We start from the raw sequence: 21,546 nt of genomic DNA, 5'->3' as shown, positions 1-21,546 counted from the left end.
CGATACATCCGGCCGATAGGGTGCAGCCTGCGGACCGTTGTCGCTCGCTAACGCAGGTCATGGACAGGCTTGGCGCGCTACGATAGTCTTTTCCAAAAAACCGGGCGGAAATGCCTGCGACGGCGCTTACGAAGCGCCGGTAGACGGGGAATGGCAGGCATGACATCAGGCACTGACCTGCTGCGGATCGAGGAGCTGAGCGTTTCGTTCTCGATCTTCGGTGGACGGATCGAGGCCGTGCGTGGTGCGAGCCTGCGTGTCTTGCCCGGCAAGGTGACGGCGCTTGTCGGCGAATCCGGCTCCGGCAAATCGGTGATCAGCCAGGCGGTCATGGGCATTCTGCCGAAGACCGCCCAATCCTCCGGCCGCATCCTGTTCAACGATCCGAAGTTGAAGAATGGACCGCTCGATCTGGCAGCGCTTCAGCCGGAAGGCGCGCAGATGCGGGAGGTCCGCGGCAACCGGATCGGCATGATCTTCCAGGAGCCGATGACCTCGCTCTCGGCCCTGCACACGGTCGGCAACCAGATCAGCGAATCCTTGAAGATCCACCGCGACATGACCAAGGACGAGCGCCGCGCCCGCACCGAGGAGATGCTGGGTCTTGTCGGTTTCCCGAACCCCAAGCGCGCCTACGACATGTATCCGTTCGAGCTTTCGGGCGGCATGCGCCAGCGCGCCATGATCGCCATGGCGCTGGTGTGCAATCCCTCGCTGCTGATTGCCGACGAGCCGACCACGGCGCTCGACGTCACCATTCAGGCGCAGATCCTGCAGCTGTTGAAGGACCTGCAGTCGCGCTTCAACATGGCGATGCTGCTTATCACCCACGATCTCGGCGTCGTCGCCAACATGGCCGACGAGGTGGTGGTGGTCTATCACGGCGAGATCATGGAAGCGGGTCCGGTCGAGGCGATCTTCCGCAGGCCGAGCCATCCCTATCTCAAGGGCCTGATGAAGGCGGTGCCGCATTTCGACATGAAGCCGGGGCAGCGGCTGAAGGCGCTGCGGGATGTGCCGGTCGATGTCGAGACGCTGGTATCCAAGCGCAAGGACAAGCCTGTGCCGGCCGCGCCGCGCCCGCCGCAGCGCCTTGCCGCCGATGGACTGCCCGATCCGGCTTCGGATGTCATTCTCTCCGTCCGCCACATCGGCAAGACCTTCTCCTCCCGCAAGGGCGGCTGGTGGCGGAAGGGCGAGGCGAGCCTGCACAAGGCAGTGGACGATGTCAGCTTCGACATTCGCCGCGGTGAGTGTCTGGGCCTTGTCGGCGAAAGCGGCTGCGGCAAGACCACCGTCAGCAAGATCCTGATGCGGGCGGTCACGCCCGACAGCGGCTCGGTGATGCTCAACAGCACGGCCGGGCCGATCGATGTTCTGCACGCCAAGGGCAAGACGCTCGACGATCTGCGCACCCGCATGCAGATGGTGTTCCAGGATCCGGTCTCCTCGCTTTCGCCGCGCATGACCGTTCAGAACATTCTGAGCGAGCCGCTGGAGATCCACGACCGCGGCGACCCGGCCATGCGCAAGCTGAAGGTCAAGGCGCTGTTGAAGGCGATCGGCCTCAACGCCCAGCACCTGAACCGCTACCCGCACTCCTTTTCCGGCGGCCAACGCCAGCGTATCGGCATTGCGCGGGCACTGGCACTCGGTCCCGACCTCCTGATCTGCGACGAGCCGGTCTCAGCGCTCGACGTCTCGGTCCAGGCGCAGATCCTCAACCTGCTGAAGGATCTGCAGGCCGAGCTCGGGCTGACCTATCTGTTCATTTCCCACAACCTCGCCGTCGTCGATTACATGGCCGACCGGATCGCCGTCATGTGCGCGGGGCGGATCGTCGAGCTTGCGCCGCGCGAAAGCCTGATGCGCGCGCCGGTTCATCCCTATACCAAGGCCCTGCTGGCCGCCGTCCCCTTCCCCGATCTCGACCGGCCGCTCGACTTCGCGGCGCTTCGGGCCGGTGGCGCCGCCGATAAGACGCGCTGGAACGGTGCGTTCCTGCCCGGTGACGGCGACCCGGCAACGTTGGCGCCTGCCAATATCGCCGATGGCCACTGGGTTCTTGCCAACCGCAATGCCGATATCCGGGAGCTGCAGCCATGATCACGCGCCGCACCACGCTGGCGCTTCTCGGCGCCGCCGCCCTGTCCCCTGCTCTCCTGCCCCGGCCCGGCCGCGCAGCGGGGGCGGAGGAGTCGGGAATGCTGCTCGAACAGATCAAGGCCGGCACGCTGCCGCCCATGGCCGAGCGCCTGCCGAAGACGCCGCGCGTCATCAACCTGTCCGCCATGGGCCGCACGCCCGGCACCTATGGCGGAACGGTGCGGATGATCATCGGCAGCCAGAAGGACATCCGGCTGATGTTCATCAACGGCTATGCCCGCCTGGTCGGGTACACGCCGGAGCTGACCTTCACACCCGACATTCTCGAGCGCTGCGATGTCGAAGGCGACCGCATCTTCACCTTCGTCATCCGCGAGGGGCATCGCTGGTCCGACGGCAGTCCGCTGACCTCGGAAGACTTCCGCTATACCTGGGAAGATGTCGTTCTCAACGACGACCTGCGCAAGGGCGGCGTGCAGCGCGAACTGCTGGCCGACGGCAAGCCGCCGCGCTTCGAGGTGATCGATGAACGGACGGTGCGCTATTCCTGGGATGCGCCGAACCCGGACTTCCTGCCCAATCTCGCCGCCGCCTCTCCGCTGATCCTTCTGCTTCCGGCTGCCTATATGAAGCAGTTCCACAAGAAGTATCAGGAGGGGGATGCGCTGAAGGCGCTGATGAAGAAGAACCGCGCCAAGAAATGGGCGGATCTGCACATCAAGATGTCGCGCCAGTACCGACCGGAGAATCCGGACCTGCCGACGCTCGATCCCTGGCGCAACACGACGCCGCTGCCGGCCGACCAGTTCGTCTTCGATCGCAACCCCTATTTCCATCGCGTCGACGAGCGCGGCATGCAGCTGCCCTACGTCGACCGTTACGTGCTCAACGTCTCCTCCTCCTCGATCATCGCCGCCAAGACCGGCGCCGGCGAAGCCGACCTGCAGTCGCATGGCGTCGATTTCATCGACTATGCCTTCCTGAAGGATTCCGAGAAGCGCTACCCGGTCAAGGTTTCGCTGTGGAAGCGGACGCAGGGATCCCGCGTCTCGCTGCTGCCCAACCTGAATTATGCCGATCCCGTCTGGGTCAAGCTGCTGCGCGACGTCCGTTTCCGCCGTGCGCTGTCGCTGGCGATCAACCGGCGCGAGATCAACATGGTGGCCTTCTACGGCCTTGGCCGCGAGAGCGCCGACACGGTGCTGCCCGAAAGCCAGCTCTTCAAGCCGGACTATGCCGCCGCCTGGTCCGCCTTCGACCCTGACCAGGCAAACCGCCTGCTCGACGAACTGGGCCTGACGGAACGCGACAGCGACGACATGCGCCTGCTGCCGGACGGACGCGTGGCGCGCATCGTGGTCGAGACGGCCGGCGAGAGCACGCTTGAAACGGACGTGCTGGAACTCATCACCGACCATTGGGCGAAGATCGGCATTCCGCTGTTCATCAAGACCTCGCAGCGCGAGGTGTTCCGCAACCGCACCATGGGCGGCGAGATCATGATGTCCATGTGGCTCGGCCTCGACAATGGCGTGCCGACCGCGGACATGAACCCGGGCCAGCTGGCGCCGAGCACCGACAGCCAGCTGCAATGGCCGGTCTGGGGCATGCACTACCTCTCACTCGGCCAGCTCGGCCATCCGCCGGAACTGCCCGAAGCGCAGCGGCTGGTGGATCTGCTGAAGGAGTGGAAGACGTCCGGCGCCATCGCCGAGCGCACCCGCATCTGGCACGAGATGCTGGCGCTCTACACCGACCAGGTCTTCTCGATCGGCATGGTCAATTCCACCCTGCAGCCGATCCTGCATTCCTCGAAGCTCAACAATGTGCCCGATGAGGGCCTCTATGGCTTCGAACCCACCTGCTATCTCGGGGTCTACCTGCCGGATACGTTCTGGTACGGCGACAAGGTGAGCTGACCCATGCTGCGCTACATTCTCTGGCGCATCGGCGCCATGATCCCGACGCTCATCATCATCTCGGCCCTGGTCTTCACGATCATCGAGCTGCCGCCCGGCGATTATTTCGAGAGCTATGTCTCGGAGCTGCGGGCGCAGGGCGAAGGGGTCGACATGGCCGAGATCGAGGCGCTCAAGGCCGAATACGGCTTCGACCGCCCGCCGCTCCTGCGCTATTTCCACTGGGTCGCCGGCATGCTGCATGGCGACTTCGGCTATTCCTTCGAATATCAGCTGCCGGTCTCCGACGTGGTCGGCGACCGATTGTGGCTGACGGTTCTGGTCTCCTTCGTCACCATTCTCTTCACCTGGCTGATCGCCTTCCCGATCGGCATCTATTCAGCCACCCATCAATATAGCTGGGGGGATTACGGACTGACCTTTCTCGGCCTGCTCGGCATCGCAATCCCGAACTTCCTCTTCGCGCTGATCCTGATGTATTTCGCCAACATCTGGTTCGGCACCTCGATCGGCCACCTGATGGACCAGAAATATCTCTCCCAGCCGATGAGCTGGGAGAAGTTCACTTCCATCCTCGAGCATCTGTGGATCCCGGTCATCATCATCGGCACGGCGGGAACGGCCGGCATGATCCGGCGGCTGAGGGCCAACCTGCTCGACGAGCTGCAGAAGCAATATGTGGTGACGGCACGGGCCAAGGGGCTCCATCCCTTCCGGGCGCTGGTCAAATATCCGCTGCGCATGGCGCTCAACTTCTTCATCTCCGACATCGGCTCCATCCTGCCCGCCATCATCTCCGGCGCGGAAATCACCGCCATCGTCCTCTCGCTGGAGACCACGGGCCCCATGCTGATCAAGGCGCTGCAGAGCCAGGACATGTATCTCGCCGGCTCGTTCCTGATGTTCCTCGCCTTCCTCACGGTCATCGGCGTGCTCGTTTCCGATATTGCGCTGGCGCTGCTCGATCCGCGTATCCGCCTGCAGGGAGGCGCGCGCAAGTGACGCTGTCCCTCCCCCCGGCCGGCGCACCGCTGCCGCATTATGTCTCCACCGCGCCCTTCGACCCCATGTCGGTGGAGGCGATGAGCGAGAAGCAGGCCGCCGTCTACGAGGCCTCGCAGCTTCGCCTGATGTGGTGGAAGTTCAAGCGCCACCGGCTGGCGCTGATCTCGCTGATCTTCCTGGCCGCCGCCTATGCGATGATCGTGGTCGTCGAATTCCTGGCGCCCTACAATCTGCATACGCGCAATGTGGACTACATCCACGCTCCGCCGCAACGCATCCATCTGTTCGACAAGGGCAGCTTCGTCGGTCCCTTCGTCTACGGCCGGTCGATGACGCTCGACATGGACACGCTGCGGCGCGTCTATACGGACGATCCGAACCGGGTGGAGAAGCTGCGCTTCTTCTGTTCGGGCGATCCCTATCGCTTCTGGGGCCTTGTCGAGGCGCGCCTTCACCTGGTCTGCCCGGCCGAGGGGGGCGAACTCTTCCTGCTCGGCAGCGACCGGCTGGGGCGTGACGTGCTGTCGCGCATCCTCTACGGCGCGCGCATCTCGCTCACCATCGGCCTGCTCGGCGTCTCCGTCAGCTTCCTGCTCGGCATCGTCATCGGCGGCCTGGCCGGCTACAAGGGCGGCATCTTCGATCTCGTCGTGCAGCGCGTCATCGAAGTCCTGCAGTCGATCCCGAGCATTCCCCTGTGGATGGCGCTCGCCGCCATCATGCCGGTCACCTGGAGCCCGCTGCTGATCTATGTCGGCATCACGCTCATCCTCGGCCTGCTCGACTGGACCGGGCTCGCCCGTGCGGTGCGCTCCAAGCTGCTGGCGCTGCGCGAGGAGGATTATGTGCTGGCGGCGCAGCTGATGGGTGCACGCACCAGCCGCATCATCGGCCGGCATCTCGTGCCCGGCTTCATGTCGCATCTGATCGCCACCGCCACCATGTCGATCCCCGGCATGATCCTCGGCGAAACCGCCCTGTCGTTTCTCGGCCTCGGCTTACGCCCGCCGATCACCAGCTGGGGTATCCTGCTTACAGAAGCGCGAAGCGTAAGCACCATTGCATTCTATCCCTGGCTGCTCTACCCGACCATTCCGGTGATCTTGGTCATCCTTGCCTTCAATTTCCTGGGCGATGGATTGCGAGATGCCGCCGACCCTTACAAATGAGGTGGATGCCTTGAGGCGGCCGCAAGTTGGAACTGTTTTCGGGTCGGACGTGTCGGGAGAGGCCATGTGATGAGCCGCCGGATCGAGAATGCCCGCGTGCTCATGTACAGCCATGACACGTTTGGCCTCGGACATTTGCGCCGCTGCCGCACCATCGCCCATTCGCTGGTCGAGGATTACCGGGGCCTGCATGTGCTGATCATCTCGGGCGCCACCATCGCCGGCGCCTTCGATTATCGGGCGCGGGTGGACTTCGTGAAGATCCCCAGCGTCATCAAGCTGCGCAACGGCGAGTATACGTCGATGGACGCGCATATCGATCTTCAGGAAACGCTGAAGATGCGCCGCTCGATCATCCGCCACACGGCCGAAACCTTCCAGCCGGACCTCTTCATCGTCGACAAGGAGCCGATGGGCCTGCGCGGCGAGGTGGAGGAAACGCTCGCTTATCTGCGCAGCCAGGGCACGACGACCGTTCTTGGCCTGCGCGAGGTCATGGACGCGCCGCATCTGCTCGAAGCCGAGTGGCAGCGCAACGACGTGATGCGCAAGATCGGCCAGTTCTACGATTCCATCTGGGTCTATGGCCCGCCGGACTTCTACGATCCCCTGACCGGCATCGACGTGCCGGCGCAGGTGCGGGCGCGCATGGAGTTCCTGGGCTTCCTGCAGCGCAGCGTCTCGCTCGATGTCAGTTCCGAACACAAGCCGAAGGGCGACTACCTGCTGATCACCACCGGCGGCGGCGGCGATGGTGCCGATCTGGTGGACAACGTCGTCGACGCCTACCGCGCCGATCCGACGCTCAACCATCCAGGCCTCGTCGTGCTCGGCCCCTACATGCCGGCCCGCCAGCGTCACGAGCTCCTGGAAAAATGCAACAGCACCGGGCATCTCGAAGTGATCGACTTCGACAACCGCATGGAAGAGCTGATTGCCGGCGCCAGCGGCGTCGTCGCCATGGGTGGCTACAACACCTATTGCGAGATCCTCTCCTTCGACAAGCCGGCGCTGATCGTGCCGCGCGTCGTGCCGCGCGAGGAGCAGCTGATCCGCGCCCGCCGCGCCTCCGAGCTGGGGCTTGTCGACATGCTGCTGCCGGATGAGGCCGGCGACCCGAAGCGGCTCGCCGCCGCGCTGCATGCGCTGCCTTCCCGCCGCAGACCCTCGCAATGCGGCGGCAATATGCGGCTTGAGGGCCTCGCCAATATTTCCCGCCTCGTCGGCGACATGCTGGATCGGCGCAGCCACGAGCATCTTTCGATCGTGAAGGCGTGACCGGCATGGATCGCCGCAAGATCGTCGTGGTGCTGAAGGGCTATCCGCGCCTGTCGGAAACCTTCATCGCCCAGGAATTGCTGGGGCTCGAGCGGGCAGGCTTCGATCTGTCGCTGATCTCCATGCGCTTTCCGACCGACACGAAGCGCCATCCGATCCATGACGAGATCCGCGCGCCGGTGCATTATCTGCCGGAATATCTGCACCATGCACCGTTGCGGGTTCTGCGCGCGCTCGCTCGAGCCTGGCGGCGACCCGGCTTCAAACCCGCCTGGCGTGCCTTCACCCGCGATTTCAAGCGCGATATTTCGCGCAATCGCCTGCGCCGTTTCGGCCAGGCGGCGGTTCTGGCGGCGGAATGGCCGGCCGGCGGCGCCTGGCTGCATGCCCATTTCATTCACACGCCCGCCTCCGTCGCCCGCTATGCCAGCCTGCTGACCGGCATTCCTTTCACCTGCTCGGCGCATGCCAAGGACATCTGGACGTCCAAGGACTGGGAACTGGCCGACAAGCTGGCCGAGAGCCGTTGGACGGTGACCTGCACCGAGACCGGCTTCCAGCACCTGCGCAGCCTCTCGGCCGAGCCCGGCCGCGTCCACCTGAGCTATCACGGGCTCGACCTCTCCCGCTTCGCACCCTTCAGCGGCGAACGGCCGGCACGCGACGGGCTGGATCCTGCCGATCCCGTCGTCATTCTCAGCGTCGGCCGCGCCGTCGAGAAAAAGGGCTACGATGTTCTGCTGGAGGCGCTGGCTCGCCTTCCCACCACGCTTCATTGGCGCCTGGTCCATATCGGTGGCGGCACGCTCGCCAAGGCTTTGAAGGCGCAAGCCGAGCGGCTGGGACTTGCCGAGAGGATCAGCTGGAACGGCTCTCTCGCCCAGGAAGCGGTTCTGGAGCATTATCGCCGCGCCGATCTCTTCGCGCTCGCCTGCCGCATCGGCGCGGATGGAGATCGCGACGGGCTGCCCAATGTCATCGTCGAGGCGGCGAGCCAGCGGCTGATGCCCATCTCCACCACTATTTCCGGCGTGCCGGAGCTGGTGAGCGACGGTGAGAACGGCCTGCTCGTGCCTGCCGAAGACCCGGCCGCGCTAGCCGCGGCACTGGAACGCGCGATCCGCGATCCGGCGCTGCGCAAACGGCTCGGCGATGCCGCGGAGCTACGGGTGCGGCGCGACTTCGACCACCACCGCTCGATCGACCAATTGAGCATCCTCTTCGACACCGAATGGCGGAGCCTTGCATGAGCCAGACCGCAGACAAGCGCGTCCTCTTCTATGTCCAGCATCTGCTCGGCATCGGCCATCTGACGCGGGCGAGCCGCATCGCCCATGCCCTGTCCCGCCGTGGCTTCGATGTCACCGTCGTCACCGGCGGCAAGCCGGTCGAAGGCTTTCCCGGTGAAGGCGTCAGGCATGTGGCGCTGCCGCCGGTGGTCTCGGCCGATGAGGGGTTCTCCAAGCTTGCCGACATCAATGGCGAGCCGGTGGATGATGCCTTCAAGGCGATGCGCCGCGACCGCCTGCTTTCCATTCTCCATGACATCCGCCCGCAGGCGATCCTGACCGAGGCCTTTCCCTTCGGCCGGCGGCAGATGCGCTTCGAGCTGCTGCCGTTCCTCGATGCGGCACGCGCCCTGCCGGAGCGGCCGATGATCTTCGCCTCGATCCGCGACATCCTGCAGAAGCGCCCAAAGCCGGAGCGCGACGTGGAAACACTCGACTATGTCGAGGCCTATTTCGACCGGGTGCTGGTGCATGGCGATCCGAGCTTCGTGCGGCTGGAAGAGACCTTTCCCTTTGCCGAGCGGATCGCGGACAAGGTGATCTATACCGGCCTTGTCGCCCCACCCGCTCCGCCGGCACCAAGCGAGACCTTCGACGTGGTGATCTCCGCCGGCGGCGGCGCCGTCGGGCGGCAGATGCTGGCCTGCGCGGTTGAAGCGGCGGCGCAGGTGGAGGCCAAAGGCCGGTGGCTGCTGATCACCGGGCCGAACCTCGCGGAGGCGGATTTCCAGGCGCTGCAGCAGAAGGCGCCGGCCCATCTCTCGGTCACCCGTTTCCGCCCCGATTTCTCGAGCCTCCTGCAGGCTGCCGCGCTTTCGGTCTCGCAGGCCGGCTACAACACGCTGTGCGACATTCTGCGCGCCGGCTGCCGCTCGATCGTCGTGCCGTTCACCACGGGCGGGGAAACCGAACAGGCCGCGCGCGCAGACCGGCTGGACCGGCTCGGCCTGCTGACGGCGATCCCGGAGGCCGACCTGACCCCCGCGCGGCTGGCCGAAGCGATGCGCCAGGCGCTGGCCGCGCCGCCGCCGGACAGAAACCTGCTCGCGCTCGATCTGGAAGGTGCCGACAACACGGCAACGATCCTGGCGTCGCTGATCTGACACACCGCCCGTAGCTTCGTTAGCGAATGTAAACGCTGGGTGGCAATCGCGTCAGTGCTGCATTAAGTTGTCCGGACGGAGGAGACAGAGTTTCGCCTGTGGCCGCCGCCCCGCCATATCGCTTGCTGGCCGTCACCTCATGGAAAATCGACTCTCCCGGTACATCTGGACCCACACGCGCAAGCAGCAGCTCTGGATTCTGCTGGTCGTCGCCATCTCGATGATCCCCTATTTCATGTCCTTCGACCTGCCGAAGCAGATCGTCAACGGGCCGATCCAGGGCAAGGGCTTCGAGCAGCCGGGCGCGACGGAGCGGTTTCTCGACCTCAGCCTCTGGCTGCCGGGCGTCGGCAGTTTCGAGATATTCCAGGGCTTTGCGCTGACGCGCATGCAGACGCTCTACGCATTGAGCGCCGTCTTCCTGCTGCTCGTCATCATCAACGGCCTCTTCAAGCTCTACATCAATACCTACAAGGGCCGGCTCGGCGAGCGGTTGCTGCGGCGGATCCGCTTCGATCTCGTCGACCGGATCCTGCGGTTCCCCCCGACCCAGTTCAAGCGCATGAAGGGGGCCGAAGTCTCCTCCATGGTCAAGGACGAGGTCGAGCCGCTCGGTGGTTTCACCGGCGATGCCTTCGTTTCCCCCGCCCTCCTCGGCGGCCAGGCGCTGACCGCGCTTGCCTTCATCTTCATGCAGAACCTGTGGCTCGGCTTCATCGCTGCCTTCATGGTCGGCATCCAGGCAACGATCATTCCGCGCATGCGCCGCCGTCTGCTGGTGCTCGGCCGCGAACGGCAGATCACCGCGCGCGAGCTGGCCGGGCGGGTCAGCGAGATCGTCGACGGCATCGGCACCATCCATGCCTATGACACATCCAACTACGAGCGCGCCGACATCGCCTCGCGGCTGGGGCGGATCTACAAGATCCGCTACGATCTCTACCAGTGGAAGTTTATGGTGAAGTTCATCAACAACTTCCTCGCGCAGCTGACGCCGTTCCTCTTCTATTGCATCGGCGGCTATCTGGCGCTGCGGGGCGAGCTCGACATCGGCCAGCTGGTCGCCGTCATCAGCGCCTACAAGGATCTTCCGGGGCCGCTCAAGGAACTGATCGACTGGGACCAGCTGCGCCAGGACGTGCAGGTAAAGTTCCAGCAGGTGGTCGAGCAGTTCAGCGTCGACCGGCTGATCGATCCGAAGATCCAGGCGCTCGGCGCCACCACCGCGGCCCTGGCCGGGCCGCTTGCAGCCTCCAACCTGACGCTTGCCGACGACAGCGGCGCACGGCTGCTCGAGCATGTATCGGTGGAAATCAAGCCTGGCGAGAAGGTGGCGATCGTCGGCAGCGCCGGCAGTGGCGGCGATGTTCTGGCGGAAGCCTTCGGTCGGCTGATCTGGCCGGAAAGCGGCCGCGTGACCGTGGGCGGCGAGGATATCCTGCAGATGCCGGAATCGACCGTCGGCCGCGGCATCTCCTATGCCTCGTCGGATGCCTATTTCTTCTACGGCTCCCTGCGCGACAATCTTCTCTATGGCCTCAAGCACGCCCCGCTGGCGGCGGCGACCTATGAGGGGAGCCAGGCCGCGCACCGCAAGTGGGAGCAGCAGGAAGCCAAGCTCGCCGGCAATCCCGACCATGATGTGAACGACGACTGGATCGACTACAGCGCGGCCGGTGCCACGCGGGCGGAAGACCTGTTCCCGTCGATCCTGGCCGTGCTGGACACGGTGCAGCTGTCCAAGGATATCCTCGATCTTGCCCTGCGCACCTCGATCGACCCTGCCGACCGGCCGGACTTCGCCGAGCGGATCGTCGTCATGCGCCAGGCGCTGCGCGAGGAGCTGGAAGAAGCCGGTCTTTCGGGGCTGGTCGCCTATTTCGAACCCGGCGCTTACAATACGGAAGCGACCGTCGGCGAAAACTTCCTGTTCGGCAACGCCGTCAGCGTCAATGTCCAGGGTCGCGCCATCGCCAAGAATGCGCATTTCCGCTCGGTGATGCAGCAGACCGGCCTGTCGCGCATCCTGTTCGAAATGGGCTATTCGATTGCGGAGACGGCGGTCGAGCTGTTCTCCGACCTTCCGCCGGACCACCCCTTCTTCCAGCAGCTGACCTTCATGACCGCCGACGACATTCCGATGTACCAGGCGCTGCTGCAGAAATATGCCGGCAAATCCGTCGATGACGCCAATGACGATGACCGCGCGGCCATTATTCGCCTGAGCTTCAACTATGTCGAGCCGCGTCACCGTTTCGGTCTGCTGACGCCCGAGCTCATGGCCAAGATCGTCGATGCCCGCCGGCTGTTCCACGAGACCATGCCGGACGATCTCGCCACCGAGATCGAGCGCTACGATCCGGAGAAATACCTCGCATCGGCGAGCCTGATGGACAATGTGCTGTTCGGCCGCATCAGCCAGAAGCACACCGACGGCTCCAACCGCATCCGCAGCGTCGTCAGCGCGCTTTTGAACGCCGAAGGGCTGATCGAGGAGGTGCTCGATATCGGCCTCGACTTCAATCTCGGCGCCGGCGGCAAGCGGCTGACGGCCGTGCAGCGCCAGAAGCTCAACCTCGCCCGCGCTATCATCCGCCGCTCCGACTATTACATCTTCAACCGGCCGCTGCCCTCGCTCGATCATCGCCTCCAGGACGAGATCGTTCGCGATGTGATGAAGCTGTTGCGCCGCAATGACGAGAACCCGGCCGTGGTCTGGGTCCTGTCCAACACATCGCTAACCGCACTCTTCGAACGCGTCCTCGTCTTCGACCGCGGAACGCTGGCCGAAGACGACACGCATGAAAAGCTGACGCAAAATAACGGTATCTTTAAACAACTCGTCTCGACATAATATTGCGGCTTGGACGGGTTTTCGGCAGCGAACCTGTTCAACATCGCGACTGGCGCCCCATCGGGAGAAGGGCGCGGTGACGAGGAGGAAAGGAGTAAGTGACGACGATGCTTCTCAAGGATGAAGTGCAGATGCTGCGGCGCGTGCCGCTGTTTGCGGGCGTCGAGCCGGGCAAGCTGAAACTGCTGGCCTTCACTTCCGACCGGGTGAGCTATTCGCCGGGCGAGACCTTGTTTCACCAGGGCGATGCCGGCGATGCCGCCTATGTCGTGCTGACCGGCAAGGCCGATATTCTCGTGGAATCCGCCACGGGGCCGATCAAGGTGGCCGAGGTCGAGCAGAATTCGATCGTCGGGGAAATCGCCATTCTCTGCGACGTGTCGCGGACTGCGACGATCACCAGCACGACACCGCTCGAAGCGCTGCGCATCCGCAAGGACCATTTTCTCAAGCTGATGACCGACTTCCCGGAAATCACCATCCAGGTCATGCGGGTGCTGGCCGAACGGTTGAGCCACACGACGAGCGAACTGACGGACGCCCGCAGCCGCGTGCGCGAACTGGAGAATGCGCCGCAGGGCTGAGACCTCTGCCCGCCTAGCGCGCGCTGATTTCGCCGGTTTCGAGATCGAGCACGAAGTTTTCCGACGGCAGGCCGTCGGCGAAGCGTTCCAGCAGGTCGAACATCTGGCGGAGCGCCGCCTGGGCAGACCCCGGCTGGCGATTGGCGTCTCGAAGGGCTTGCGCAAGCCGCCGGTACAGCGCCATGCGCGCCGGCCCAACATGGCGGACACCGAGCCCGCTGCCCATGCGAAGCCGGTACCAGTCCCCAAGCAGAACAATCCCGTCGATCTCCGCCAGCAGGTGCTCTTCCTCCCGTGTGAGCGTGACGGTGAGGCCTCGTTCGAGACGGAGGCCCGGCAACGCCGCCACCGCGCTGTCCAGCGGGATATCCGCCGGACTGCAGGCCAGCCGGAACAGATCGCCGAGGGAGGCGGCGCGCAGAAGCGCCGCGAGCGCCGCCGGCCATTCGCGCTTCAAATGTCGGCGCCAGGCGATATGGCCGAGATGGGCGGAGAGAAAGGCACCATGGGTCTTGGCCGAGGTCAGCGCAGCAGCCTCGAAGCCGGAGCGCCGCCGCTCGGCTTCGTAGAGCGCCATGATGGCCGGATCGAGCGGAAGATCGTCGAACCCCACAGTCTCGACCGCGATCGTGCTGTCCTCGAAGGACAGGATCTTGATCGCAGCGGGAAAGCCGCCGAGCGAAGGAACGGCGACATTGACGAGACTGCGACCGTACGCGTGCAGGCAAGCCGTATCGTTGACATGGAGATGACCGCTGAGATGCAGCTGCACCCCGGCCGCCATCAGCGCCGCACCGACCTCGGCCTGCGGAATTCGGCCGGTCGTTTCGGTGGGGCCGATCAACGCCATTTCCTCCTCCCGCGTGCCGTCGAGCGGATCGAGCACCGGATAATGCGAGAAGACGACCAGCCGCTTGCCGGAGGCGTTCGCCCTGGCGGTGAGATCGGCAATCCAGGACAGGAGAAAGGCCTTGTGCTTCAGGAGAGCATTCCAGCCGGCGGAGGTGCTGTCTTCGAAGGCCTCGCTCCCGTCGATGGGCACGAAGACATTGGCGTCGATCATGACCAGCCACAGTCCCTCCTCCGGCTCCACCAGATAGGAGGCGTCCATCAGCCGCCGCAGGGTTGCGCCCGAGCGGGAGCGAACCTCGTAGCTGCGGGCTTCTGGGTCCGCATCGGTGCCGAACGGCGTTTCCCAATACACGGCGCCCGGCGCGCCGAAGTAACCATGCTCGGCCATGGCGCGCAGCCCGTCGGGCTGGCCGGGGCAGAACATGGCAGGCGACACCGTCAGCGGCAGACCCGCCCCGTCGCGCTGCGGGTCGCTTGTGACAACCTCGGATGCGCCATCGGCGCGCAGGAATCGCTTGGTGCGATGACGCCCGTGATCGGCGAAAACATCGTGATTGCCGGGCAAAGCATAGAAATGAAGCCCATGCGCCTGCCGATAGCGGTCCAGAAGCGCGGCGACGCACCCGGTGGTGGCAACCTGCCCGTCATCGGTATAATCGCCAAGCAGCACCACATGGCGGATGCCGCGGCTGACGACCTCGTCAAGCGCGGCGAGGAATGCGCCCTTTGTTTCGTTGAAGACGCGCGTGGAGCGGGCGGCCTCCGAAAGCGGCCGAACGCTGAGCCCCCCGGTCGCCAGAGCGCCCGGCCATCCGAAATCGGCAAGCGGATCATGGACATGCGCGTCGGAAATGACGGCGATCTCAGGAAGTTTGGGGCAAGACATGGATCAGCGGAAACGGCTTTGAAAGGTTCTTTTGCGACGGTGGCGTCAGGCTCTGTGCCATGCCGCGAGACAAAAAGCGACGACCTGTCTCGCTTCGGCGTTGCACATTGTCTAAAGTGGCGGAAATAAGGCCGGACAGACGAAGCTGGCCCTGCGTTTCGCGGGTGCGGATAATGAAGGGACAGTTGTCGCAGGCCCGCCGATGCGGTCCGTCGGAGCTGGGCAAAGAGTGGACGACAACAGGTTTCGTGTGCGCTTTTGGGGAGTTCGGGGAAGTCTGCCTGTTTCGGGGCCGGACTTTCAGCGCTATGGCGGCAACACGATCTGCATCGGCATGGAATGCGGGCCGAACCGGCTGATCTTCGACGCCGGCTCGGGTATCATGCCGGCCGGCATCGCCATGAAGGAGGATGGCATTTCTGCCTTCCACATCCTCTTCACCCACTGCCATTACGACCACATCGTCGGCCTGCCCTTCTTTCCGCCGCTCTATGATCCGCGCTGCAAGGTGGCGCTCTGGTCCGGACACATGGCCGGCCGGATGACGACCCGGCAAATGATCGGCGAGTTCATGCGGCCCCCCTGGTTCCCGATCGAGCCCGACATCTGCCGCGCATCGCTCAATGCGAAGGACTTCAAGGCCGGAGACGTGCTGCGCCCGGAAACTGGAATCGTGATACGCACCGGCAAGCTGAACCATCCCGGCGATGCGATCGGCTATCGCGTGGAATATGGCGGCCGCGTCTGTGCGCTGATCACCGATACGGAACATACGCCGGGCACGCTGGACACGACCGTTCTCTCGCTGATCAAGGGTGCGGATCTGATGATCTACGACTGCACCTATACGGATGACGAGATGGCCCGGCATCTGGGCTACGGTCATTCGTCCTGGCAGCAGGCGATCCGGCTGGCCCGCACGGCGGGCGTCAAGCAGGTGGCCTTCATCCACCATTCGCCCTTGCGCACGGACGAGGAGCTGGACGCGATTGCCGCGGCGGCGGTCGAAATCCATGCCGGCGCCTTCCCCGCCCGCGACGGACAGCTCGTCACGCTCTGATCAGGTCTTCAGCAAGCTCTCGAGCCTGACCCAGCGGCAGGCTTCGTGTGCGCAGGTCGCAGCAAACAACCGCTCGAGAAAGTGCCAGACCGCCGCGTCATGCACCAGATGGTGGGTCAGAAGGCCGACGCTGCCGCCGGTCTGCGCCGCGACGTCTAGACGCGCAACGATCTCCTCCGCCAGGACGCTGAATGGCCGACAGCCGCGCGTGCCGTGCCAGTCCATCAGATCGACATGGCTGTTGACGACCGGCAGCGGCGCCGGTTTCTCCGGCCCGAAGGTGGAGAGTGCGGAAAATCCGAGATGCGGCAAGGCTGGGATCAGCGCGGCATCGATGCGGTTCCAAGGGGGCACGAGCACAGGCACCAGCCTGTCGCCGAACAGCGCCGCAAGCGTCTCCCGCGCCAGCGCAAGCTCCGCCTTGACGACGTCGGCCGGCCGATCGGCGCCGAGTTCGGCCCTCTTCCTCGTCGGCGGAGCATGGTTTGCATGCGTCCAGCCATGAACCGCAACGGTGACATGCGCCTCTTGCGCCAGCCGCGCCTTCAAGGCGGGGCCGGCGGGTTGCGGAATGACGGCCAGTGTCAGGGGGACGGCCGAGGCACCTGTCAGGCTCAGCACCCTGTCGAGAGCGGAAGTGGGCTCCACGGCATCGTCGTCCCGCAGCCAGAAGTGCGCAATTTTGCCTTGCGCTTGGAGCCTGTCGAGCGCGGTGAGGATCGGCGCTTCGAATTCGTCCCTCATGCGTCGGTCCCCCTCTGCCTTGGACTGACGAAACGGGTCAGGATCTCGGACAGGCTGGCAGAGGCGGCCGCGATGTCGCGCTCCTCGGCCACGAAGCGGCGCGCCTCGACGGCGAAGGCCTGACGCTGGTCCTCGTCGCCCAGGAGCGCGCCGATGGCGGCGGCAAAGCGCGGAACGTCGCCGGGTGGTGTCAGAAGCCCGGTCCGCTGATCGACCACCACCTCCGGCACGCCGGCGATCGCCTGCGCCACGACCGGCACGCCCGCCGCCTGCGCTTCCAGATAGGCAAGCCCATAGGCCTCGCCGCAGCCGGGCCAGACATAGAGGGCAGCGGTGGACAGAAGCTCCGCCACGCCGGCCTGGTCGAGCGCGCCATGCCAGACGACGCGGCCGGGGCCGAGCGGCGCGAACAGCGCCTCGACCTCGCCCCGCAAGGCACCGTCGCCGACCACCGAGAGGGTCCAGGGTCTGTGGAGGAGCAGGTGCAGGGCTTCCGCCAGCAGTCGGTAGCTGTCCATCTTGTCGCCCGGCCGCATCATGGCAACGGTAACGAGCCGGCCGGGACGGGGCTGCGATGGACGGCTGAGAAAGGGTTCGGCCTCGATGAAGGGCAGCAGCCGCGCCACGCGCGCCAGGGGCGCTCCGCCCATCAGCCCCACCCGGTCGCGCTCCGTCATGGCGATATTGACCGCCGCGTCGCTGAGCGTTTCGACCAGGGCAGCCTGCGCCGCGCGCCAGCCATCCGCGTCGCGCCGCGGCGAATAGGAGGCTTCCACGGTAATATAAGGAAGAGAGAAGCTGCGGCAGAGCGCGGGGCCGAGAAGGTCGGGTGCCTTGTAATAGGGATGGTAGCAGAACCAGGCATCCGGCACCCCTTCCGCCTGCCAGACGCGCGCAATCCGCTGCCGTTCGGCCAAAGCCGGCGCTTCGAGCGCGGCGCGGGCCTCCGGCGTCTTGATGAAGCCGCGCATTTCGGAGGCGAGCGTGACGCGGTGGCCTGCGAGCTCCAGCGCCCGCATCAACTGGCGGGCCATCAGCCTGTCGCCCGAAGGGACCGGATGGTTCGGAGATTTGAGCGGACAATAGACGGCCATGTGCATGGCACGCATGTAGGGCATTTCCCCGTGCAGCGAAATCGGCTTGCGGCGAGAGGCGGCGGTCAAAATGTCAGCCCGCCCCGTGCAGGCGACAAGGCCGGCCTTGTGCGGGCGGGATAAAGCAATGGTGAACGCCCTGTGAGCGGCGCCGCCACGGCTGCGCCCTAGCTCCCTGTCATCAACGATCGCGGCGAAGACGCCGCCCTCGACCCGATCAGGAGCCAGCCCATGACCCCGTCCCCTCGCCTGCTTGCCGGAACCGTGCTTTCGGTCCTTGCCTTCGCCCTGCCCGCCGCTGCGCAATCGACCGGCGACACCTCGCCGATCGACCATGTGGAAGGCCAGCCGCCGGCAACCGGAGCCGACAGCAAGGCAGCCGGAAAGCCGGTCGAGACCGAGGCCGCCAATGCGCCGGACCAGACGCCCGCCTTCGAAAACCAGACGCGCGCACCGCAGCCGGCCGAGATGCCGAAGGTCGCCACGGAGACGGTGGCGGAGGGACTGCCGCATCTCTGGTCGATGGAGTTCCTGCCCGACGGCCGCATGCTGGTCGCCGCGAAGAAAGGATCCATGCACATCGTCTCCAAGGAGGGGCAAGCCGGCGCGGCGCTGGACGGCGTGCCGGAGGTCGTCTCCTCCGGCCAGGCGGGACTGCTGGACGTGGCGCTGGCACCCGATTTCGCCAGCTCGAAGACGATTCTCTTCTCCTTCTCCGAACCGCGCGAGGAGGGCAACGGCACCTCTGTCGCCAAAGCGCGCCTGGTCGAGGACGGGAATGGCAAGGCGAGGCTCGAGGACATGGCCGTCATCTTTCGCCAGATGCCCTCCTACGACAACACCAAGCATTATGGCTCGCGCCTGACATTTGCGCCCGATGGCGCGCTGTTCGTCACCGTCGGCGAGCGTTCGGACCGCGAAACCCGCGTCTTCGCCCAGGATCTTGCCAGCGGCTTCGGCAAGGTGTTCCGCATCGACCTCAACGGCAAGGCCATGCCGGACAATCCTTTCGTCTCCCGCGAGGGCGCGCAGCCCGAAATCTGGAGCTATGGCCATCGCAACCTGCAATCGGCCGCGCTTGACGGACAGGGGCGGCTGTGGACCGTGGAGCACGGGCCGAAGGGCGGCGACGAGTTGAACCGGCCGGAAGCCGGCATCAACCATGGCTGGCCGGTCATCACCTATGGCGTCGAATATAGCGGCGGCGCGGTGGGAGAAGGCCTGACGGCCAAGGAGGGGATGGCCCAGCCGGTCTATTACTGGGATCCGGTGATCGGCCCGTCCGGCATGGCCTTCTACGACGGCGAGGAATTCCCCGAATGGAAGAACAGCTTCGTCATCGGCGGCCTCGTCTCCACCGGTCTAGTCATCGTTCATCTGGACGGCGACAAGGTCAGCCATGAAGAACGCGTGCCGCTTGAAGCGCGGATCCGCGACGTGAAGGTGGGGCCGGACGGGGCGATTTATGCCGTCACCGAAAATCCGAGTGCCGGCAGCTCGAGCGTCATCCGCGTCAGCCGCGCGGATTGAGCGGGACGACTGGCGGCGGGCAACCTTTCGGCCCGCCGCGTGTTGAAGGCTGAAGACCCGTCCCGACACGAAAGGCGTCGCCCTTGGCCCGCAACACCTTCTGGAAAGGCTATCTCCGGCTTTCCCTCGTGACCGCCGCCGTCACCGTTTCGCCAGCCACGACGGAAAGCGGCAAGGTGCGCTTCCACGTCCTCAACCGCACCACCAACAATCGCGTCGAGAGCCGCTACATCGACAGCGTGACGCATAAGCGCGTGGCCGAGAAGGACCAGGTCAAGGGCTTTCCGAAGGAAGACGGCGACTATGTGCTGATCGAGGATGACGAGATCGAGGCGCTGGGGCTCGAAAGCACCCGGACGATCGACATCGACACCTTCGTTAAAGCGGATGAGATCGACTGGATCTGGTACGACAAACCGCATTTCCTCGCGCCCGGCGACAAGGTGGGGGCGGAAGCCTTCGCGGTGATCCGCGAGGCAATGGTGCGCGAAGGCGTCGTCGGCATCGCCCGCCTCGTCCTCTACCGCCGCGAACGCGCGGTCCTCCTGGCGCCGAGCGGCAAAGGCATGATCCTCTGGACCCTGCATTATGGCGAAGAGATGCGCGAGCCCGTCGCGCAGCTTGAGACCGGGAGCAAGGAGGCCAAACGCGAGGCCACGTCGCTTGAAAAGCTGTTCGACAAGGACAAGGGGAGCTGGAGCGCCTCTCTGGTACAGGACCCGGTCCAGAAGCGGATCAAGAGCTTCCTGAAGACCCGGGAGAAGGACGCGGCGCCAAAGAAGGCCAAGTCTGCGGCGAAATCCGGTCCAAAGACCTCCGGCAATGTCATCAACATCATGGACGCGCTCAAGAAGAGCCTGAAGGAGGAAAAGCGCAGCACGTGATCCTGCTTCGGGTCCCTGAACAGCCCTAAAGGCTGTGCGAGGCTGCGGCAGGGTTCCGACGCAGCCTCTTGTTGCAAGCCGGTCAGGCCTTGATGAACTGAAGCAGATCGTTATTCAGCACATCGGCATTGATGGTGAGCATGCCGTGCGAGAAGCCGGGATAGGTCTTCAGCGTTCCGTTTTTCAGCAGCTTCACCGACTTCAGAGCGGAATCGGCGATCGGGACGATCTGGTCGTCTTCGCCGTGCAGCACCAGCGTCGGCACCGAAATGGCCTTCAGGTCTTCCGTCTGGTCGGTTTCCGAAAACGCCTTGATGCCATCATAATGGGCCTTGGCACTGCCCATCATGCCCTGCCGCCACCAATTCTGGATGACGCCTTCCTGAGCCTGTCCGCCATCGCGGTTGAAGCCATAGAAGGGGCCGGCCGGCACATCGCGGAAGAACTGCGCGCGATTGGCCGCGAGAGCGGAGCGGAACCCGTCGAAGACCTCGATCGGCAGGCCTTCCGGATTGGCTGATGTCTTCAGCATCAGCGGCGGAACGGCCGAGACGAGCACGGCCTTCGCCACCCGTCCCGACGGCTCGCCATGCTTGGCGACATAGCGGGCGACTTCGCCGCCGCCGGTGGAGTGGCCGATATGGACGGCGTTTTTCAGGTCCAGATGCTCTGCAACCGCGAAAGCATCAGCGGCGTAGTGATCCATATCATGCCCCTCGGCCACCTGCGCCGAGCGACCATGGCCGCGGCGATCATGGGCAACGACGCGATAGCCCTTGGACAGGAAGAAGAGCATCTGCGCGTCCCAGTCGTCGGAGGACAGCGGCCAGCCGTGGTGGAAAACGATCGGCTGGGCGTTCTTCGGACCCCAGTCCTTGTAGAAGATGTCAACGCCGTCCTTAGTGGTGACGAAACTGCTGGTCATGTCGGTCTCTCCTTGGATCTTGGTTGCGGTTTGGGTCTTGGATGCAGTCTGGGTCTGGGCGGATGCGGGGAACTTGACGACCGCGAGCGACACGGCTGCGCCGCCCGCAATCAGCAAGCCCCGCCGCGTGGCCATCGGGCCGGAGCCTGGTTCAATCGATGTCATGGCCGTTTCCCTTCGGAAAATTCGGGCTTCGTCGTTTCGACATGGACAGATGTAAGCCAAACCTGCCTTATAGGGAGGCGGCGGAAATGACGATCATGA

General features: G+C 64.8%; 16 protein-coding genes. 12 read left to right on the top strand and 4 right to left on the bottom strand.

The window, feature by feature from the left end; translation table 11 throughout:
• Window positions 1–159 precede the first annotated feature (159 nt).
• The 9 genes from U8330_RS04370 (at window position 160) to U8330_RS04330 (ending at window position 13,307) form a co-directional block, all read left to right on the top strand.
• Window positions 160–2,106 (top strand): ABC transporter ATP-binding protein, encoded by a 1,947-nt coding sequence (locus U8330_RS04370; RefSeq protein ID WP_323103913.1) that lies wholly within the window; start codon window positions 160–162, stop codon window positions 2,104–2,106.
• Window positions 2,103–4,025 carry an ABC transporter substrate-binding protein gene (locus tag U8330_RS04365; protein ID WP_323103912.1) on the top strand — a complete coding sequence of 641 codons (1,923 nt, stop codon included), beginning with the start codon at window positions 2,103–2,105 and terminating at the stop codon, window positions 4,023–4,025. Before U8330_RS04370 ends, U8330_RS04365 begins: the two co-directional genes overlap by 4 nt.
• A gap of 3 nt (window positions 4,026–4,028) precedes the next feature.
• Entirely contained in the window at window positions 4,029–5,027 is a 999-nt protein-coding gene (locus U8330_RS04360) for an ABC transporter permease (RefSeq protein ID WP_323103911.1), read from the top strand.
• On the top strand, window positions 5,024–6,199 hold the full coding sequence (locus U8330_RS04355) for an ABC transporter permease (RefSeq protein ID WP_323103910.1): 1,176 nt from the start codon (window positions 5,024–5,026) through the stop codon (window positions 6,197–6,199). The genes U8330_RS04360 and U8330_RS04355 overlap by 4 nt, the downstream gene beginning before the upstream one ends.
• A gap of 69 nt (window positions 6,200–6,268) precedes the next feature.
• The gene (locus U8330_RS04350) at window positions 6,269–7,477 is read left to right on the top strand and encodes a glycosyltransferase family protein (protein ID WP_323103908.1); all 1,209 of its coding nucleotides are present in this window, start codon (window positions 6,269–6,271) and stop codon (window positions 7,475–7,477) included.
• Window positions 7,478–7,482: 5 nt separating this feature from the next.
• A complete protein-coding gene (locus U8330_RS04345; protein ID WP_323103906.1) occupies window positions 7,483–8,727 on the top strand; it encodes a glycosyltransferase family 4 protein in 1,245 nt (414 codons plus the stop codon).
• A complete protein-coding gene (locus U8330_RS04340; protein ID WP_323103905.1) occupies window positions 8,724–9,869 on the top strand; it encodes a glycosyltransferase family protein in 1,146 nt (381 codons plus the stop codon). The genes U8330_RS04345 and U8330_RS04340 overlap by 4 nt, the downstream gene beginning before the upstream one ends.
• A gap of 139 nt (window positions 9,870–10,008) precedes the next feature.
• Complete coding sequence (locus U8330_RS04335) at window positions 10,009–12,723, top strand: ABC transporter ATP-binding protein (RefSeq protein WP_323103904.1); 2,715 nt, start codon at window positions 10,009–10,011, stop codon at window positions 12,721–12,723.
• A gap of 107 nt (window positions 12,724–12,830) precedes the next feature.
• Window positions 12,831–13,307 (top strand): cyclic nucleotide-binding domain-containing protein, encoded by a 477-nt coding sequence (locus U8330_RS04330; protein ID WP_323107162.1) that lies wholly within the window; start codon window positions 12,831–12,833, stop codon window positions 13,305–13,307.
• Between the two features lie 13 nt (window positions 13,308–13,320).
• Here U8330_RS04330 and U8330_RS04325 read toward each other — a convergent pair whose 3' ends face one another.
• On the bottom strand, window positions 13,321–15,045 hold the full coding sequence (locus tag U8330_RS04325) for a metallophosphoesterase (RefSeq protein WP_323103903.1): 1,725 nt from the start codon (window positions 15,043–15,045) through the stop codon (window positions 13,321–13,323).
• A 229-nt stretch (window positions 15,046–15,274) separates the two neighbouring features.
• Here U8330_RS04325 and U8330_RS04320 point away from each other — a divergent pair, with 229 nt between their 5' ends.
• On the top strand, window positions 15,275–16,105 hold the full coding sequence (locus tag U8330_RS04320) for an MBL fold metallo-hydrolase (RefSeq protein ID WP_323103902.1): 831 nt from the start codon (window positions 15,275–15,277) through the stop codon (window positions 16,103–16,105).
• Here the strand turns inward: U8330_RS04320 and U8330_RS04315 are convergent, their stop codons facing one another.
• Both U8330_RS04315 and U8330_RS04310 read right to left on the bottom strand, forming a co-directional pair.
• On the bottom strand, window positions 16,106–16,849 hold the full coding sequence (locus tag U8330_RS04315) for a polysaccharide deacetylase family protein (protein ID WP_323103901.1): 744 nt from the start codon (window positions 16,847–16,849) through the stop codon (window positions 16,106–16,108).
• Window positions 16,846–17,949, bottom strand: a complete 1,104-nt coding sequence (locus U8330_RS04310) for a glycosyltransferase family 4 protein (protein WP_323107160.1) — start codon at window positions 17,947–17,949, stop codon at window positions 16,846–16,848. The genes U8330_RS04315 and U8330_RS04310 overlap by 4 nt, the downstream gene beginning before the upstream one ends.
• A gap of 225 nt (window positions 17,950–18,174) precedes the next feature.
• Here U8330_RS04310 and U8330_RS04305 point away from each other — a divergent pair, with 225 nt between their 5' ends.
• Window positions 18,175–19,473 (top strand): PQQ-dependent sugar dehydrogenase, encoded by a 1,299-nt coding sequence (locus U8330_RS04305; protein WP_323103900.1) that lies wholly within the window; start codon window positions 18,175–18,177, stop codon window positions 19,471–19,473.
• Between the two features lie 83 nt (window positions 19,474–19,556).
• The gene (locus U8330_RS04300; protein WP_323103899.1) at window positions 19,557–20,357 is read left to right on the top strand and encodes a Ku protein; all 801 of its coding nucleotides are present in this window, start codon (window positions 19,557–19,559) and stop codon (window positions 20,355–20,357) included.
• Between the two features lie 82 nt (window positions 20,358–20,439).
• Here U8330_RS04300 and U8330_RS04295 read toward each other — a convergent pair whose 3' ends face one another.
• On the bottom strand, window positions 20,440–21,282 hold the full coding sequence (locus U8330_RS04295; RefSeq protein ID WP_323107159.1) for an alpha/beta hydrolase: 843 nt from the start codon (window positions 21,280–21,282) through the stop codon (window positions 20,440–20,442).
• Between the last annotated feature and the right edge of the window lie 264 nt (window positions 21,283–21,546).

Source organism: Rhizobium sp. CC-YZS058, assembly GCF_034720595.1.
Lineage (GTDB): Bacteria > Pseudomonadota > Alphaproteobacteria > Rhizobiales > Rhizobiaceae > Ferranicluibacter.
Note: the sequence above shows the minus strand (reverse complement) of the source record. Positions and strands in the feature narration are given on the sequence as shown.